The following is a 16,616-nucleotide window of genomic DNA, read 5'->3' as shown; positions in this document are numbered from 1 at the left end:
TGGTAGTTCTCGGTGGCCGTCTGGCCTTTCGCTCAGTGGTCGAAGCCGCGGGCACGGCCTTGACATCCCCCTGCGGGAAATTTCCGCCCGACTTTCGCACGGCCCGATGTCAAGAACGCGGCGGCGGCCACGACCAGGCGGTGAAGGTACCCGACGGAGTGAGGAAGCCGAGATGAGCAACACGCGAGCGGCCGGCCGGCGCGAATGGCTGGGACTGCTGGTGCTGGTCCTGCCGACGCTGGTGGTGGCGATGGACATGACCGCGCTGTTCCTTGCGCTCCCGCGCGTGAGCGCGGACCTGGGCGCCGACAGCACCCAGCAACTCTGGATCACCGACAGCTACGGCTTTCTGGTCGCCGGATTCGTGATCACCATGGGCACCCTCGGCGACCGGATCGGCCGCCGTCGCCTGCTGCTGATCGGCGCGGCGGCCTTCGCGGCCGTGTCGATCGCGGCGGCGTGGTCGCCGAATCCGCAGATGCTGATCATCATGCGGGGGCTGCTGGGGATCGCGGGCGCCACCCTGACGCCGTCGACGCTCGCGCTGATCAGCAGCATGTTCCGCGACGAACGGCAGCGCGGCAAGGCGATCGCGGTGTGGGCGACCAGCCAGTTCGCCGGTGGCGCGCTCGGCCCGGTCCTCGCCGGGTTCCTGCTGCAGTACTTCTGGTGGGGCTCGGTGTTCCTGATCGCGGTCCCGGTGATGGTGCTGCTGCTGATCGTCGGCCCGATGGTGCTGCCCGAGTACCGCGCTCCGGCGCCAGGGCGGCTGGACCTCGCGAGCGTGGGGCTGTCGCTGGTGGCGGTGCTGCTGACGGTCTACGGTCTCAAGCGGCTGACCGTCGAGGGCCCGCACGACCTTGCCGTGCCGCTCGGGACGATCGTGGTCGGCCTGGCGGTGGGCGCCGTGTTCGTCCGGCGTCAGCTCAAGCTCGAGACGCCGCTGCTGGACCTGCGGCTCTTCCGCAACCGGCCGTTCGCGGCCGTCCTGGTCGCGTTGGTGCTCGCGGGTGTCGCGATGGCGGGGACGGGCCTGATGGTGACCCAGTACCTGCAGAGTGTGCTGGGCTTCTCGCCGCTCGCCTCGGCCGTGCTGTTCGCGCCGATGGGGCTGGCGGTCGCCGTGGGCACGATGGCCGCGCCCGGCCTGACACGGTGGCTGAAGCCGTCGACCGCGATCGCCGCCGGGCTCGCGGTGTCCGTGCTGGGTTCGGTCCTGCTGATCCTGGCCGACAGTGTGCACGGGCTGCCGCTGGTCATGGTCGGCATCGCCGTCCTCGCGCTGGGCACCGGCCCGCTGTTCGCCCTCGGTACCGGGCTGGTCGTGGGCTCCGTGCCGGTCGAGCGGGCGGGTTCGGCGGCGTCCATGTCCGAGACAGGCAACTATTTCGGCGGGTCACTGGGCTTGGCGCTGCTCGGGGTCCTCGGGGCGAGCGTCTACAGCGGCCGGATGACCGACGTCGTCGCGGCGGGTGTGCCGACGGTCGCGGGGGAGACCCTCGCCGGGGCCACCGCCGTGGCTGAGCAACTCCCGCCCGCGGAAGCCGCCGAGCTCCTGCGCACCGCGAAGGACGCCTTCACCAGCGGCTTGAACGTCGTCGGTGTCGTCGCCGCGGTGCTGTTCAGCGCGCTTGCCGTACTTGTCGTGAAAGCCCGTTCGACGGGGACCGCCACGGATTCCCGGGCCGAGATCCAGCCCGCGGCCGCATGAGCCCGGCGAAATCGCCGCCCGAATCGACAAACAGGTCGATATGGCACGAAAAGCCCGGTGCGCCCTTCCGGAAGCCGAGGCGGATGCGGAGCCGCAGGTGAAAGGAAGAACGAGGCCGATATGTTCATTCTCGTTGCTCGTGACGAAAAGAAATCACCGCCGGACACGGCGAAGATCGCACTCGAGGTCACGGAGCGCGTATCCGCGGGCGCGAACGGAGACCTCGGCCAGATGGCGCAATGCCCCCGGGATCCGTTGGCGCACACCCCACCGACGACGACCGGCTACCGTGGCGCGCAGCCCGGAAAACCGGAAGTCGCTACCCGTGCGAAGCCGAAATATCGGCGGAAAAATCGACCCGGAATCCCTGGATTGACCGCCTGAATCTCCTTGCTGGCGTGCAGGGTTCCGGCCCGGAGGATCTTTGTGCGAATGCCCGCATCCGAGGTTGGAAATAAGGGGGAGACGCGAGCGAAGTAGCGCGGTAACGTGTCGACTGGATTCGGCTCAGGGGGTCACCGAAATGTCGAACATCATTTCCGAGCGAGATCGTTTTTCGACATCCACCACCAAGAAGGTCACCATTATCGGCGCCGGGGTCGCCGGGCTGGTCGCGGCGTGCGAGCTGGAAGACCTGGGACATCACGTCGAGATCCTGGAAGGCAGCGGCCGCGTCGGCGGGCGGGTACGCACCCACCGGTTTCGGGCGGGCCCCGCCGCTCCGCTGGTCGAGCTGGGGGCCATGCGCGTTCCGACCAAGCACCGGCTCGCGATGGCCTACATCACCAAGCTCGGCCTGACCGACAAGGTCCGCGACTTCAGCACGCTGTTCTCGGAGGACGAGACCTACTACACCACCGGCGACGGCTACGTCCGGGTCGGGGACGCGGCCACCACGCTGGTGGACGAGTTCCGCCACAGCCTGGCCGAGCATCGCTACCGCGACCACACCATCCTGTTCGGTGCCTGGCTGATGGCGGTCGGCACCGCGATCGCCCCGCGCGACTTCCGGGGCGGGCTGCGGGAGGAGTTCAGCCTGGAACTGCTCGACCAGGTCGATCGGATCGATCTGAGCCCGTTCCTGCGCGGCAGAGCCAAGAACCAGGTCGATCTCTCCGCGTTCTTCGCCGCGCATCCCGAGGTCCGGCCAGGCCGGAACGGGGAGCTCAACCGGTTCGTCGACGACATCCTGTGCGAGATCAGCCCGGAGCTGGTCCGTCTGGAAGGCGGGATGGACCAGTTCACCCGGCGGCTGGCCGAGCGGATCCAGGGGCCGGTCAGCCTCGGCCAGGAGGTCGTCGGGCTGCACGTCAGGGACGACGACGTCCTGATCGACATCCGGGAGGGCGACCGCCTTGACACCCGGCGGTGCGACTACGTGCTGTGCACCATCCCGTTCCCGGTCCTGCGCCGGTTCGCGTTGAGCGGCTTCAGCGCGAGCAAGCTCGCCGCGATCCACGAGATGAAGTACTGGTCGGCGACGAAGGTCGCCTTTCGCTGCCGGGAAGCGTTCTGGGAACGGCACGGGATCACCGGCGGCGCGTCGTTCGGCGGCGGCCGGATCCGGCAGACCTACTACCCGCCGGTCGAGGGCGATCCGGCGAACGGGGCCGCGCTGCTCGCCAGTTACACGATCGGCGACGACGCGGACGTGCTCGGCCGGATGCCCGCCGCGGTGCGGCATGCCGCCGTGCTCACCGAACTCGGCCGCATGCATCCCGAACTGCTGCGCCCGGACATGGTGGTGGACGCGGCGAGCCTCGCCTGGGGACAGCACAGGTGGAGCGAGGGTGCCGCCGCGGTGCGCTGGGGTAAGGACGCGGACGAATGCGAGCGGGAACGCGTCCGCGCGGCCCGGCCGGAGCACCGGCTGTTCTTCGCCGGTGAGCACTGCTCGTCGACCACGGCGTGGATCGAGGGCGCGATCGAGTCGGCGATCAACGCGGTCGGCGAGATCCATTTCCACCGGCCACGAGCACGGCTGATGCCGGTCGGTGGTGCGGCGGCGAAAGGGGACCACCGATGAGCGTGTTCGACCTGCCGCGTCTGCATTTCGCGGGCGTGGCGACGACGAGGCTGCCGACCGGACCGCGCGGCGGACTGCTCGACCTGGCCACGAACACCGCGCTCACCGAGGAGGGACCGTATCCGGCGGACCAGCCGGTCGGCGAGTACCACGACTACCTCGAGCGACGCGGCGTCAAGGGCACCAACTTCGGCGGCAACGGCCATTTCTTCATCGACGCGCGGATCACCGGTGCCGAACCGGAAGCCGGGGTGATCGCTCGCACGGATCCGGTCGCCGGGCGTGCGGTCGACCTGTGGGGGCACTACAACCCGTACCTCGCGACCACGTTCAACCGGGCCAGGGTGTTCGACCTCGACCCGTCGTCGGCGTGGACCACCACGCTGATGGTCGGCCAGTTCTGTTTCGGCAGGGAGGGCCGGTCCCACGACGTGGGGTACCTGTGCACCGGCGAGGTGAGCGGGTTCTGCCCGCCGCGCTGGCATCGGCGGGGCAGGTCGACGGTGTACCAGTTCGTGGTCCGGCGGGCCGACGGTCTGAGCTGGCTCGACGACGCGGCGAAATCGCCCGCCGTCACCGCGCTCCGGTCCACTGTGGAGGGTTCGGGGTTCGACGGCCTGGTGGTCCAGTTCGGGCTGAGTGACCCGGTGGTGCCCGCCCCGGATTCGCCGACCCGGTGGGCGCTGGCCGGGACGATCGCCCCTTGGAGGGACTGGGAGCCACGGACCTGCCCGGCCGGGCGGTTGCTCGTCCCGCGCCAGCCGGGGTGGTCTCCGCTCACCGTCGCGGTCACCGAAGACCACGCCACGGTCAATCTGGTCGGCCTGCCCGAGGCGGGGGCGCTCCAGCTGCGTACTACGGACGACCGGCTCGTCGCCCGGTTGCCCGCGCCGGGGAAGTCCGGCTGCCTGGTCTCGGCCGAAGTGGTCGCCCAGCCCGGCACGGCCGCGCTGTGTCTGTCCGATGAGGACGGTGAGGTGCTCTGCACCGAGCGCGAGATCACCCTCCAGGTCGACGACGCCTGCCTGTTCGTGGAACATCCGAGGAACGACGCGGACGCAGGCCAGGACGTCGAGGTGCCGGTGCGGTCGTTCGTCCGTGGCCGACCCGGCGCGGTGGACACGGTCCAGGTCCGGCAGTTCTTCAATCCCCGCGCGCTGCCACGCGACCCGGTGGCGTGCGCCCCGGACACGGCTTCCGCCGCCGTCGACATCCTGCGGTTGCGGCCAGGGCGGCTGGACGAACCGGGGCACTGGTCGTCGAGTTGTTCGCTGCGTACCGATCCGCAGGGACTCGGCTGGTTCACCGTCCGGGGCGCGCGGGCCGGCTCTGCCCGGCTCGGACTGTCGGCGCACGCCGACGACGTACCGTCGGATCCGGAGCAGCCGGGTTCTGCCGCGGTCTGCTACGACAACGACGATGTCCTCGGCTACTGGGCGGGCGCGGGCGGGCTGTCCGTGCGCGTGCTGCCCGACGACTGGCGGCTCGACGACCTGTCCGAGGACGAGGTCGACTACGACCTGGTGTACCGGGAGATCTTCGCGCCGTACGAACTGCTCTCCTCCTTCATGGCGGACGAGGTGTTCAGTCTCGCTGACCGGTGCCGGGTGCGGACCTACGCCGATCTCATCTGGCAGATGTCCGATCCGGCGAACAAGGCGAAGACCTACTACATGCCGCCGACCAGGGATCTGACCGAACCGAAGGCGCGGCTGCTGCTGAAGTTCCTCCGTGCCGGGCAGAAGGCGGGCGAGGTGCCCCTGATCGTTCCGGCGGCCGAGCGGTCCGGGCCGAAGATCACCACGCGCCGCGCGCTGCTCACCGCGTTGCGGCACGGCGCGTCGATCGAACTGGCGGTGATGCTGCAATACCTGTACGCCGCGTTTTCCATCCCGGCCTACGGCGCGGGCACCGAGTACGTGCGCCGTGGTGAATGGACGCCCGAACAGCTGCGGCTCGCGTGTGGCCGCGGCGGCGAGGACCGTGACGACGGGATGCGCGGCGCCCTGCTCACCGTGGCGCGCGAAGAGATGATCCACTTCCTGCTGGTCAACAACATCATCATGGCCACCGGCGAGACGTTCTACGTTCCGTCCATCGATTTCGGGACGATCAACAACGAACTGCCGGTGCCACTGGATTTCTCCCTCGAGCCGTTCGGGATCGGCAGCGTCCAGCGGTTCATCGCGATCGAGCAGCCCGCGGGCCTGGCCGGGGAGATCCGGCGCGGCGACATCCGGGGCGACGACGCGCGAGGTCCCCGGCACCCGTACGGCTCACTCAGCGAGCTCTACGCGAGCATCCGGGAAGGCCTGTCCCGGGTTCCGGGGCTCTTCCTGGTGGACAAGGGACGTGGCGGCGGCGAGCACCACCTGTTCCTGCGGGAGTCGATCAACGAGGTGTATCCCGACTACCAGCTGGAGGTGGACGACCTGTCCAGCGCGTTGTTCGCGATCGACGTGCTCACCGAGCAGGGCGAAGGCGGCGTGCTCCGCGGGACGGAAACCGGGGAACCGGCCCATTTCGACACGTTCCTGAAGATGTCCGAGCTGCTGATGACCGAGCAGGTGACGAACTCGCGCGGCCGCCGCGCCCCGTGGAGCCCGGCGTATCCAGTGGTGCGCAACCCGAGCCTGCACGACGACGACCCGGCGAAGGAGCAGATCACCGATCCGCGGGCCAGGGAGGTCCTGGTGCTGTTCAACCGGGCCTACTTCATGATGCTGCAGCTCATGGTCCAGCACTTCGGCCAGCGGCCGGACTCCAGCCTGCGCCGGTCCGAGGTGATGAACATGGCGATCGAGGTGATGACCGGGGTGCTGCGGCCGCTGGGCGAACTGCTGGTCACGATGCCCTCGGGCAGGCGGGGGCGGACCGCCGGGCCGTCGTTCGAACTCGAGGAGCCCCCGGGCTACACGGCCCGTCCGGACGTCGCGATGCGCGCCATCACGCTGCGGTTCCGGCATCTCGCGTCGGCCGCCCGCGCCTGCGAACTGGTACCGGAAAGCACGGCGGAGACGCTGGAATTCCTCGCCGAGCGGTTCCGGACCTCGAAGCGATTCGTGGTCTGAGGAGGAGACGTGGCGCTGCAGACCGATGTGCTGATCGTGGGCGGCGGTCCGGTCGGCCTCGCACTGGCCCTTGACCTGAGGTACCGGGGCGTGTCGGTCGTCCTCGTCGAGGCGAGCGACGGCAAGGTGTCCCATCCGAAGGTGAGCACCGTCGGCCCGCGGTCGATGGAACTGTTCCGCCGCTGGGGTGTGGCGAAGAAGATCCGGGCCGCGGGCTGGCCGGGCGACTACCCGCTGGACATCGCCTGGGTGACCAGGGTCGGCGGGCACGAGATCTACCGGCTGGACCGGGGCACCGCGGACGGCCGTCCGTTGCCCGCGCACACCCCGGAACCGGACCAGATCTGCCCGGCGCACTGGCTGACCCCGCTGCTCATGCGGGAAGCGGGCCCGGTGCGGACGCGGTGCCGTCTCGACGGGTTCTCGCAGGACGACGACCGCGTGCTCGCCGCCGTCACCGATCTCGCGACCGAGACACCGCTGCGGATCGAGACGCGGTTCATGGTCGCCTGCGACGGCGCGTCTTCGCGGGTACGCACGGCCTGCGGGATCGACGCGCCGTCGCGGTACGAGACCCAGGTGTTCCGCAACATCCTGTTCCGCGCACCCCGGCTGCGTGAGCAGCTCGGGCCGCGCAACGCCATGGTGTACTTCCTGCTGCGGTCCTCGGCGCTGCGTTTCCCGTTGCGCTGTCTCGACGGCCGGGACCTGTACAACCTGGTCGTCTCCGGGGAGACCGATCTCGACGCGTCTTCGCTGGTCACCAGCGCGATCGCGGTCGACACCCCGGTGGAGACGCTGTCCGACGGCGAATGGCACCTGACCCACCGGGTCGCCGATCGCTTCCGCGCGGGCAGGGTCTTCCTGGTCGGCGACGCGGCGCACACGCTGTCGCCCTCCGGCGGATTCGGGATGAGCACCGGGATCTGCGGGGCCGCGGATCTGGGCTGGAAGCTCGCGGCCGAGCTCGGCGGCTGGGCGGGTCCGCGGCTGCTGGACAGCTACCACGACGAACGGCGTCCCGTCGCGGTCGACAGTCTGGAGGAGGCCCGGGTCAACCTGCGCCGCACCATGGCCAGGGAGCTGCCTGCCGAGCTGGACCAGGACACGCCCGAGGGCGAGCGCGCCAGGGCGGAGATGGCGCGACGCCTGGAGCACAGCGGTGTCCGCCACGAGTTCGACGCGCCGAAGGTCCACTTCGGATACCGGTACACCTCGCCGCTCGTGGTGCCCGACGGGGAACCGCCGGCGGACGGGCAATGGCGGCAGACCACACTGCCGGGCTCGCGCGCTCCGCACGCCTGGCTCGCTCCCGGGGTGTCCACTTTGGACCTCTTCGGGGCGGGTTTCACGTTGCTGCACTTCGCCGGATCGGACCGGCTGTCCGGGTTCGAGCGCGCGTTCGCCGAGCGCCGCGTCCCGCTGGCCGTGTCCCGCTGCGCCGACCCGGCGGTCGCCGCGCTGTACGAGCGTCCGTTCGTCCTCGTCCGCCCGGACGGGCACGTCGCGTGGCGCGGTACCGCGCTGCCTGCCGATCCCGCCGCGCTCGCCGATCGGGTCCGGGGCGCGAGATGGTGACGGATCCCTTGCCTCCCTTCGGCTTCACCGGCTGGACGGGGGAGCGGCTGGCGAATCCCTACCCCGCCTACCGGCGATACCGGGACCACGATCCGGTGCACCACAGCGATGCCTGGTACGTGTTCCGGTACGACGACGTGGTGTCCGTGCTGTCCAGCCGGGACTTCGGCAGGCGTTCGGTGGACGGCGCGCCGATCGTGCCGGAACGTCACGAAACCCTGCGGGCCATCGTGGAGAACTGGCTGGTGTTCCTCGACCCGCCGCGGCACGGCAGGCTCCGCACGCTGCTCGCCAGGGAGTTCTCGCTCGACGTCGTGCAGGATCTCCGCGGCCGTATCCGGGAACTCACCTGGGATCTTCTGCTGTCCATTCGGGACAAGCCGGTGGTGGAGCTGATCGGCGACTTCGCCGCGCCCCTGCCGATCCTGGTCGTCTCCGAACTGCTCGGCGTTCCGGAGGACCATCGCACCTGGTTCCGCGCATGCGCGCTGGAGCTGGAGGAGGCCACGTCGGCACGAGCCCGCAGGCTGCCGGACGGCTATGTGAGGGCGGACGACGCCGCACAGCGGCTCGCCGAGTACTTCGCGCGGGCGGCGCGGTCCCGGCGTGGCGGGGAACAGCGGGATCTGATCACGCTGCTGGCCACGAACCCGGAACTGACCGAGACGGAGGTCGTGGCCACCTGCGTCCACCTGCTGACCGCGGGACACGAGACCACCACGAACCTGATCGGCAAATCGGTGCTGGCGCTGCTGGCCCATCCGGACCTGCTGCGATGGCTGCGCGCGCATCCCGAGTTCCTGCCGGACATGGTCGACGAGCTGATCCGGTACGACTGCCCGGTGCAGTTCGTGACGCGCTGGGCGTACCGGGACGTGGTGCTCCGCGGGCGCGACATCCGGCGCGGCGACAAGGTGCTGCTCGCGCTCGGCTCGGCGAACCGTGATCCGCTGCGGTTCCCGGACCCGGATCTGCTGCGGCTGAACCGAACCGGCGGCAGGCACACCGGTTTCGGCTTCGGTATCCACTACTGCCTCGGCGCCGCGCTGGCGCGGACCGAGGCCGAGATCGGGCTGGCCGCCCTGCTCGCCGGCCTGCCCGGGTTCGAGCTGACCGGCGAGCCCGTCCCGTACGCCGACGACCTGGTCTTCCACGGGCCGCGGCGGCTGACGCTGGAGATCCGATGACGAACCCGAAGTCCGCGCCGATCGTCCGGCTTTCGCTCGCCAGGGGCGCCCACGATCTGGTGCGTGCGCTGCTCGAGCTGTCCAGGCAGGGCCCGGTGGTGCGGATTCCGCACGGCGACGGCCATGCCTGGATCGTGTCCGAGCCCGAGCTGGTGTGCGAGGTGCTGCGCGACACCGAATCGTTCAGCAAGGAGGGACGCCACGCGCCGCCCTATTTCGTCGACGAGAGCGGGCTCATCGGTTCGGCGGAGACCTCGGTGGCGTCCGACATCGTGACCAGCGAGGGCGCGGAACACCTGCGGCTGCGCAAACTGCATCTGCTCGCGCTGAGCCCGGCACGGGTGCGGTCGTGGGAACCGACCGTGGCCTCGGTGACCGCCCAGCTGCTCGATGTTCTGGCGGAGCAGGGCGGCAAACCGGTCGATCTGGTCGCCGGGTTGGCGTACCCCCTGCCGCTCGACATCATCTGTGTCCTGCTCGGCCTGCCCCGGGAGCTGCACGCGACGATCCGCGCGGCGAGTGAGGACATCTTCTACGGCGGCAGCGCGGCCGTGCGGGATCGGGGCCGCGGCCGGCTGTACGGCACCATCGGCGAGCTGATCGACCGGTGGCCGGACCGGATCGGCGCCGGGCTGATCACCGATCTGCTCGCCCTGACCAGGACGGATCCGCCGCGAGCCAGCCTGACCGAGGTCAAGGCGTGGATCCCGAGCCTGGTGCTGCCGGGGCATGAATCGACCGCGAGCCTGCTCTCCTCGGCGCTCTACGAACTGCTTCGGGTACCGCGGCGGACGGCCGACGTGGACGCGATCGTGGAGGAAACGCTCCGGCTGCATCCGCCGTTCCCGCTGGCCACCTGGCGGTTCGCCACCCGCGCGGGCACCCTGTCCGATGTGGACATTCCGGCCGGTGCGCCGGTGCTGGTCAACCTCGCCACTGTCGGCCACGACCCGCGTGTCCATCCCGATCCCGGCGAGTTCCGGCCGGACCGGGACCCGATCGACCACGTCACGTTCGGGCTCGGGGCGCACTACTGCGTCGGCGCCGGGCTGGCCAGGCTGGAGGCCCGGACGGCGATCGCGGCGTTCCTCGACCGTTTCCCGGACGCGCGGCTCGCCGATCCGGACGCGCCACCGGACTGGCAGAGCGATCTCCTCAGCCGGAGACTCGCCACCCTGCCGGTGCGGCTCAGCCGCTGAAGCCATCGGTTCCGGGATTTCGGCGCGGTCGACGGGTGGAGGGCGACACCGAGGTTCACCCTCCACCCGAGAGCAGGCCGCCCCCTACCGCCGACCGCTCTGACCCGCGAAATTCACCGAACGATGATCGTGGAGTACCGAACGTTTCTTTCGGTGGCCTTGTACTGCCATGTCGCTGTTCCCTGTGCGGGAACCGTGACGACATTTCCTCCCCCGAAGACCGTGATCTGACCAGCACTGTTCTGGTATCCGGTCGTCACCGTAATGGCGTATCCGTTGCAGTTCTTGTAGAAATGATCCATGGCACCACCCTGCGGTGACGGTGGTACGAATGTGGTCCAGCAGTCAACCCGAGGCGACAGGGCATCCGCATGCGGGACAACGGTCGGAGTTGCCTTCGAGGGCGCAGACGCCGCGGAATTCGTCGAGATCGCCGATGACGGCTCCGCAGCGCCGGCCGAAGCGAGAGGAAGCCCGACCATCAACAAGGCTCCTGTGCATGCGCCCACCGCGCGATATTTGATTCGCATCTTTGCCATCCTCCGTTGATGAATTGTTATTCGTGGTGCGTGAGCACCACCGCACAACGTCAGTCAGCTGAATCGTTGTACGCCGGCTCTTCGGCCGGAAACAGCACCCGTCGCCGGGCAGGTGAAATCACCGTTCCAGTGATGTCCCGCAGTCACTGCGATCTCCCCTTGGCAGCCGTCGTTCAGTACGAGACCGCCCGGCGATACCCCTCGTCGTCGGGCACTCTCGACTCGTACCTCGTGATCGGCTAACTCCCAGGCCGCGAGACCTGCGGGTCCCTGGCTGCCCCGACGTGCTGGGGTCGTGGTTCAGTTTGCCGCTGGGCCGCCAGGGTGACCAGGTCAGAAACCCGCCATCCGTGTCCGGCCGGTGCGTTACCGTTGGTTCACGGGGTGAACGTGGCCGACGGGGAGGTCGGCATGGGCGATCGGTTGTCGGCCGCGGTGCGGCGGTTGCGGGAACAGGCGGGGCTGACTCAGGAGGAGCTGGCTGAGCGGTCCGGGGTCTCGGTGCGCACGCTGTGCCGTCTGGAGACCGACAGCTGTGAGCGGCCTCGCCTGGTGTCGCTGCGTCGGGTGGCCGGCGCACTCGACCTGGAGCCCCACGAGTTCGACGGACTGATGGCGCTCGCACTGGGCACCGGTGCCGAGCACCAGTACCACCGGGCCCCGTCGGTGGTGGTGCCCCGGCAACTGCCTGCGGCGCCGCGGGGCTTCACCGGTCGTGCGCGGGAGCTCGCGGCACTGACGCGGTGGGCACGGGACGCCTCCGGATCGGCGCCGACGGTGGTGATCACCGCGATCGGTGGTGCGGGCGGGATCGGCAAGACCTGGCTGGCCCTGCACTGGGCGCATCAGCACGTGGACCGCTTTCCCGACGGGCAGCTGTACGTCGACCTGCGGGGGTTCTCGCCCGAGGTCACGCCGCTGCCACCGGCGGCGGCCGTACGCGGTTTCCTCGACGCCCTGGGGGTCGCTCCGGCGGCGGTGCCCGCCGGTATCGACGCTCAGGTGAGCCTGTACCGGAGCCTGACCGCCGCCCAGCGGATGCTCGTAATGCTGGACAACGCCGCCGACGCCGTGCAGGTGGCCCCACTGCTGCCCGGAGGTGCCACCTGCACGGTGGTGATCACCAGCCGTGTCCCGCTGACAGGGCTGGACGCCTCCCATGGCCTGAACCTTCTCGCGCTCGATGTCCTGCCCGACACCGACGCGCACGCCTTGCTCGTCTCTCGCCTGGGCACCGAGCGGCTGGCGGCCGAACCCGACGCGAGCCGGCGCGTGCTGGCCTGCTGCGGCGGACTCCCTCTGGCACTGGGCGTGGTGGCCGCACGGGCGCGGACCCGCGGCCTCACGCTGACCGCGCTGGCCGCCGAGCTGGCCGATGCGACCACCCGGTTGTCCGCGCTGGACTGCGGCGCGGGATCGGTCGGCATCGCCTCGGTCCTGTCCTGGTCCTACGCGAGACTGACGTCCGTTCAGGCCGAGGTGTTCGGTTTGCTCGGTCTCGCGCCCGGCCCCGACATCGGCCTGCCCGCCGCGGCCGCGCTCGCCGGGCTGTCCCCGGCGCGGGCCCGGGAGATCCTCGACGCGCTGGAGCAGGTGTGCCTGCTGCGGCAGGACACACCCGGCCGCTACCGGATGCACGACCTGGTCCGTCTCTACGCCGCCGACACCGCTCGTACCAGCATGGACCACCGAAGACGCGAAACCGCGCTGCACCGGATCGGCGAGTTCTACCTGCGCACCGCACACCATGCCGCCGCCATGCTGGCCTGTGACCAGCACCGCGCCGACCCGGTGGCGGATACCTCGCTCGCGGCGGTGACCGGCTACGCGCAGGCCCAGTCCTGGCTGGAAACCGAACGGCTCAACCTGCTCGCGCTCGCCCGAGCCACGACCGGACCGCGGTCGAACGTGTGGGTAGGCGCCCTGGCCACCGCGCTCTGGCATTTCCTGGACATCCGCGCCTACTACGACGACGCGTGGGACCTGCACACCCTTGCCCTGTCGGCCGCCCGCGACACCAGCGATCACGACGGCGAGGCGCGCGCCCTGATCGGCCTCGGCCTGAGCCGCTGGCGCCGGGGCGACTATCCCCAGGCCGCGCGGCATTTCGAGCAGGCGTGCTCGGCGGCGAAGATGTCCGGCAACCGCGCCACCACCAGCTACGCCCTGCACAATCTCGCGTCGGCCCGCGGCAGGGTCGGCCGTTATCGCGACGCGCTCGCGCACTTCCACGACGGTCTGGTCCTGGCCCGCCTGTGCGACGACCAGGCCTTGCAAGGCCAACATCTGTGCGGGCTGGCGATGGTCCACTGGTTGCTGGGCCGGCACAGCACCACGCTCAACCTCGCCACCACCGCACACGAGTTGGGGCGGCGTAGCGGGAACCGGTACGTCGAACGTCACGCCCTGATCCCGCTGGGACTGGCCCACTGGCGGCTGGGGCAGCCCCAGCTGATGCTCGACTGCTTCCACCAGGGGGTCGAGCAGGCACGCGCGAGCGGAGACCGGTGGGTCGAGTGCAACTGCCTCAACGGCGTGGGGTTGGCTCATCTGCAGCGGGCAGATGAACAACGCGCCGCGGAGTACTTCCGGCAGGCCCTCAGGATCGCCCAGGACATCGGCAGCTGCAGCCTGCAGGCCGAATCCCTCAACAACCTGGGACAGATCGCCCGCTTGACCGGGAATCTCCGGGACGCTCTGGGTTGTCACCGCGACGCGCTCACGCTGAGCCGTCAGTCCGGTGAACCCGCTGAGCAGGCCCACGCCCACCACCAGCTGGGCTTGGTCCACCACGCCCTTGGCCAACCCGAGCAGGCCCGCGAGTCCTGGTGCGCGGCGCTGACGATCTACGTCGAACTCGACGTCCCCGAAGCGGCGATGATGCGAGCGCTGCTCAGAAACCAGTCGGGCATCCCGCCAGTTTCGTCCCGAGTGGACGGTGACCACTCGGGGTGACACCGCGCACCACTGGCGTCTCCTGGCCGCATCGACCTCCCTCGAAGAGGAGTCCGGCGGGGCCACTCGCTTCACGCTTCTGACTTGCGATATGAGACCTTATCCCAAATTAGATGGCTGCATGAGGTATGAATTCCAGTAGAAGATACCCAGATATTTCTAAAATATTCGTGATGATAGAGTTGCGACATGGAAAAGCGCAGGTCAGAGACGGTGCTCGGCGAGCAGGGATCACGAGAGGGCGGCGCGGATCAGCCGGGCCCATCACCCTCGGGAAAAACAGGGCCTGACGAAAAGCGTGACGAATCGGTGCGGGTGTGCGGCTACCGGCGATGTGGTGCCGCGCTCCCGCAGGTCAGCGGCCGAGGGAACCGGCCACGGTTCTGTCAGGACGGCAAGACCTGGGGGAGCCGCGGCCTGAACTGTCGCGACGCCGAGGCCGCGCTGGTCGACGCCGATTCCTTGCGTGAGGCGGACACCGAGCTGGACGACACCGCCGTCGCCGCGCTCGCCGGCGAGATCGATCGTGTGCTCGACCCGGCGCGTGGGCTGGTCGAGGTGCTCGCGACCATCAGGCAACAGCTCGACGCGACCGTCGCGGCGGCACTCGCCGAACGGGACAGCGCCCACGAGGAGGCGGACGAGCACCGGCGTCAGCGCGGCCTCGCCGAGGCCGACGCCACGCTGGCGCGTCAGCAGGCGGAGAAGGACCGCGCGCGTGCGGCGGAGGCGGAGCGGGAGCAGGCCAAGGCCGTCAAGGAACGCGATGACCAGCGTGCCGCGCGCAAGGCGGCGGCGCAGGAGCAGCAGCGCACGTCCGGGCAACTCGCCGCCGTGCGGGACGAACTCGTCCGGGCTAACCAGCGCGCCGAAGCGGCCGCCGCGCTCGCGGGGGATCGGGCGACGGCGTTGGCTTCGGCGACCGCCGAACTCGCCGCGTCCCAGTCGGCCCTCGTCGACGAGCGTGCCCGGAGTCAGGCCGCCGCGGCGCGCGCCGAGGTGGCCGAACTTCAGGCCGCTTCCGCGCGGGATCGGATCGACGCGCTACACGAACAGCTTTCCGCAGCCACCGCGGCCCACGAAACCGCTTTGGCCTCCGCGCGGGCCGACGCCGACCGTCTTCGTACGGAGTTCGACGAGCGGGTCACCACGATCCGCGCGGAGCACGACCGGTCGGTGCGGACGATGCACGACACCACGCTCGCGCTGGGCGCGGAGTTGCGGACGCTGACCGAGCGGAACACCGCGGCCGAGCGGGATCTCGGACGGCTGCTCGATGTCCTCGCGGCGCGCCCGGACGACGAGGCGCTGCCGGACGGCGTCCGCAAGCTGCTCGCCGAGCATGTGCGGTGATGCGTCCCCTGCCCCGGAGTGTGCCCGTCCCCGGCAACGGATACTGTCCCGGTGAGCTGGTCGATCTACTACACCGCCCGACGGGACCGTCCGCTTGACGAGACGGAGCAGGGTCTTGTCGCGATGCTGGTCCGCAGGTCCCGATCCGACGTGATCGACAACGCAGGCGGTGAGGGCGGCCTCACCTTCTACGACAGCGACCGGCTGACCGGCACCACTGTGCTCGAGGGCGCGACCAAGCTTCCCCGCCGGCGACCGAACGACCTGTGGGTCGCGATCCAGTACTGGTCGGAGGTACTGAGCAAGCTTCGCCTGCTGCTGCCCGACGCGGAGTGGACCGTCAAGGTCGACGATCACGAACTTCCCTGGGACGCGCAGAACGCGCGATACGACCCGACCCGCTAGGTGCGCCGGGTGTGTGCGACGAGGTATCGGCAGGTTTCCGTGGTGGGGTTGATGAACGCGCAGGGCGCGGGCGGGCCGAGCTGGAGGCAGTCGCCGGCGTCGAGTTCGTGCTCGGTCTCGCCCTCGCGGAACCGCAAGTGGCCGTCGAGCACCCAGATCTGCTGGTGGCGGAAGGTGTAGGTCTCGGCGGGGAAGGGAATCTCGGCGCCCGGCGGCAGTTCGACCTCGACCAGTTCCAGCGGGCCGCCGGTCGTCGGCGAGATCGCGCGGCGCCGGTAGCCGCTGGCGGGATCGGTCCACCTCGGCTGATCCGCGGCGCGCACGAGCCGCCGATCACCGCCCTCGGCGCGGGCCACGAGTTCGGACAGTGTCATGCCGAGGGCGCCCGAAAGACGCCCGAGCAGCACCGCGGTCGGCTGGGCTTCGCCGCGTTCGATCTTGCCGATCATGGCGCGCGAGACGCCGGAGCGCTCGGCGAGTGCGCTGGCCGAGAGAGCGCGTTCGAGGCGAGCGGCATGGAGGGTCGCAGCGAGTGACACGGAGAGCGGGTCCGACATAGTTGTTCACTATAAGACCACTGATGGCTACGATA

General features: G+C 70.0%; 12 protein-coding genes. 10 read left to right on the top strand and 2 right to left on the bottom strand.

Translation table 11 applies throughout. From position 1 onward, the window contains the following. The first annotated feature begins 172 nt into the window (after positions 1-172). From ACFW0G_RS04295 to ACFW0G_RS04265, 7 genes are all read left to right on the top strand, one after another. Positions 173-1,711, top strand: a complete 1,539-nt coding sequence (locus ACFW0G_RS04295) for an MFS transporter (RefSeq protein WP_378323284.1) — start codon at positions 173-175, stop codon at positions 1,709-1,711. Between the two features lie 120 nt (positions 1,712-1,831). Next, entirely contained in the window at positions 1,832-2,095 is a 264-nt protein-coding gene (locus ACFW0G_RS04290) for a hypothetical protein (RefSeq protein WP_378323283.1), read from the top strand. 40 nt (positions 2,096-2,135) lie between these two features. After that, positions 2,136-3,737: a flavin monoamine oxidase family protein gene (locus ACFW0G_RS04285; protein WP_378323282.1), complete on the top strand. Its 1,602-nt coding sequence runs from the start codon at positions 2,136-2,138 to the stop codon at positions 3,735-3,737. Next, positions 3,734-6,808 carry a ferritin-like domain-containing protein gene (locus tag ACFW0G_RS04280; RefSeq protein WP_378323280.1) on the top strand — a complete coding sequence of 1,025 codons (3,075 nt, stop codon included), beginning with the start codon at positions 3,734-3,736 and terminating at the stop codon, positions 6,806-6,808. Before ACFW0G_RS04285 ends, ACFW0G_RS04280 begins: the two co-directional genes overlap by 4 nt. A gap of 9 nt (positions 6,809-6,817) precedes the next feature. Next, positions 6,818-8,386, top strand: a complete 1,569-nt coding sequence (locus ACFW0G_RS04275; protein ID WP_378323279.1) for an FAD-dependent monooxygenase — start codon at positions 6,818-6,820, stop codon at positions 8,384-8,386. Then, on the top strand, positions 8,380-9,573 hold the full coding sequence (locus ACFW0G_RS04270) for a cytochrome P450 (protein WP_378323278.1): 1,194 nt from the start codon (positions 8,380-8,382) through the stop codon (positions 9,571-9,573). Before ACFW0G_RS04275 ends, ACFW0G_RS04270 begins: the two co-directional genes overlap by 7 nt. Continuing rightward, positions 9,570-10,772: a cytochrome P450 gene (locus ACFW0G_RS04265; RefSeq protein WP_378323277.1), complete on the top strand. Its 1,203-nt coding sequence runs from the start codon at positions 9,570-9,572 to the stop codon at positions 10,770-10,772. The genes ACFW0G_RS04270 and ACFW0G_RS04265 overlap by 4 nt, the downstream gene beginning before the upstream one ends. Positions 10,773-10,885: 113 nt before the next feature. Here ACFW0G_RS04265 and ACFW0G_RS04260 read toward each other — a convergent pair whose 3' ends face one another. Then, the gene (locus ACFW0G_RS04260) at positions 10,886-11,074 is read right to left on the bottom strand and encodes a hypothetical protein (protein ID WP_378323276.1); all 189 of its coding nucleotides are present in this window, start codon (positions 11,072-11,074) and stop codon (positions 10,886-10,888) included. Positions 11,075-11,722: 648 nt separating this feature from the next. Between ACFW0G_RS04260 and ACFW0G_RS04255 the strand changes: the two genes are divergently transcribed. From ACFW0G_RS04255 to ACFW0G_RS04245, 3 genes are all read left to right on the top strand, one after another. Further along, the gene (locus tag ACFW0G_RS04255) at positions 11,723-14,266 is read left to right on the top strand and encodes an ATP-binding protein (protein ID WP_378323275.1); all 2,544 of its coding nucleotides are present in this window, start codon (positions 11,723-11,725) and stop codon (positions 14,264-14,266) included. Between the two features lie 189 nt (positions 14,267-14,455). Continuing rightward, complete coding sequence (locus ACFW0G_RS04250) at positions 14,456-15,619, top strand: hypothetical protein (RefSeq protein ID WP_378323274.1); 1,164 nt, start codon at positions 14,456-14,458, stop codon at positions 15,617-15,619. 51 nt (positions 15,620-15,670) lie between these two features. Continuing rightward, positions 15,671-16,024, top strand: coding sequence for a hypothetical protein (locus ACFW0G_RS04245; protein WP_378323272.1), 354 nt, complete (start codon positions 15,671-15,673; stop codon positions 16,022-16,024). Here the strand turns inward: ACFW0G_RS04245 and ACFW0G_RS04240 are convergent. Further along, positions 16,021-16,581 (bottom strand): helix-turn-helix domain-containing protein, encoded by a 561-nt coding sequence (locus tag ACFW0G_RS04240; RefSeq protein WP_378323271.1) that lies wholly within the window; start codon positions 16,579-16,581, stop codon positions 16,021-16,023. The two genes, ACFW0G_RS04245 and ACFW0G_RS04240, sit on opposite strands and share 4 nt — an antisense overlap. Positions 16,582-16,616 lie beyond the last annotated feature (35 nt).

Source organism: Amycolatopsis sp. NPDC058986 (assembly GCF_042741125.1).
Lineage (GTDB): Bacteria > Actinomycetota > Actinomycetes > Mycobacteriales > Pseudonocardiaceae > Amycolatopsis.
The sequence above is the reverse complement of the archived record's forward strand: the minus strand, read 5'-3'. Positions and strand labels throughout refer to the sequence as shown.

Bases quoted from the DNA above. Each gene is read 5' to 3' on its own strand.
- ACFW0G_RS04295 (WP_378323284.1), top strand. From the start codon at position 173: ATGAGCAACACGCGAGCGGCCGGCCGGCGCGAATGGCTGGGACTGCTG.
- ACFW0G_RS04290 (WP_378323283.1), top strand. From the start codon at position 1,832: ATGTTCATTCTCGTTGCTCGTGACGAAAAGAAATCACCGCCGGACACG.
- ACFW0G_RS04280 (WP_378323280.1), top strand. From the start codon at position 3,734: ATGAGCGTGTTCGACCTGCCGCGTCTGCATTTCGCGGGCGTGGCGACG.
- ACFW0G_RS04270 (WP_378323278.1), top strand. From the start codon at position 8,380: ATGGTGACGGATCCCTTGCCTCCCTTCGGCTTCACCGGCTGGACGGGG.
- ACFW0G_RS04265 (WP_378323277.1), top strand. From the start codon at position 9,570: ATGACGAACCCGAAGTCCGCGCCGATCGTCCGGCTTTCGCTCGCCAGG.
- ACFW0G_RS04260 (WP_378323276.1), bottom strand. From the start codon at position 11,074: ATGGATCATTTCTACAAGAACTGCAACGGATACGCCATTACGGTGACG.
- ACFW0G_RS04255 (WP_378323275.1), top strand. From the start codon at position 11,723: ATGGGCGATCGGTTGTCGGCCGCGGTGCGGCGGTTGCGGGAACAGGCG.
- ACFW0G_RS04250 (WP_378323274.1), top strand. From the start codon at position 14,456: ATGGAAAAGCGCAGGTCAGAGACGGTGCTCGGCGAGCAGGGATCACGA.
- ACFW0G_RS04240 (WP_378323271.1), bottom strand. From the start codon at position 16,581: ATGTCGGACCCGCTCTCCGTGTCACTCGCTGCGACCCTCCATGCCGCT.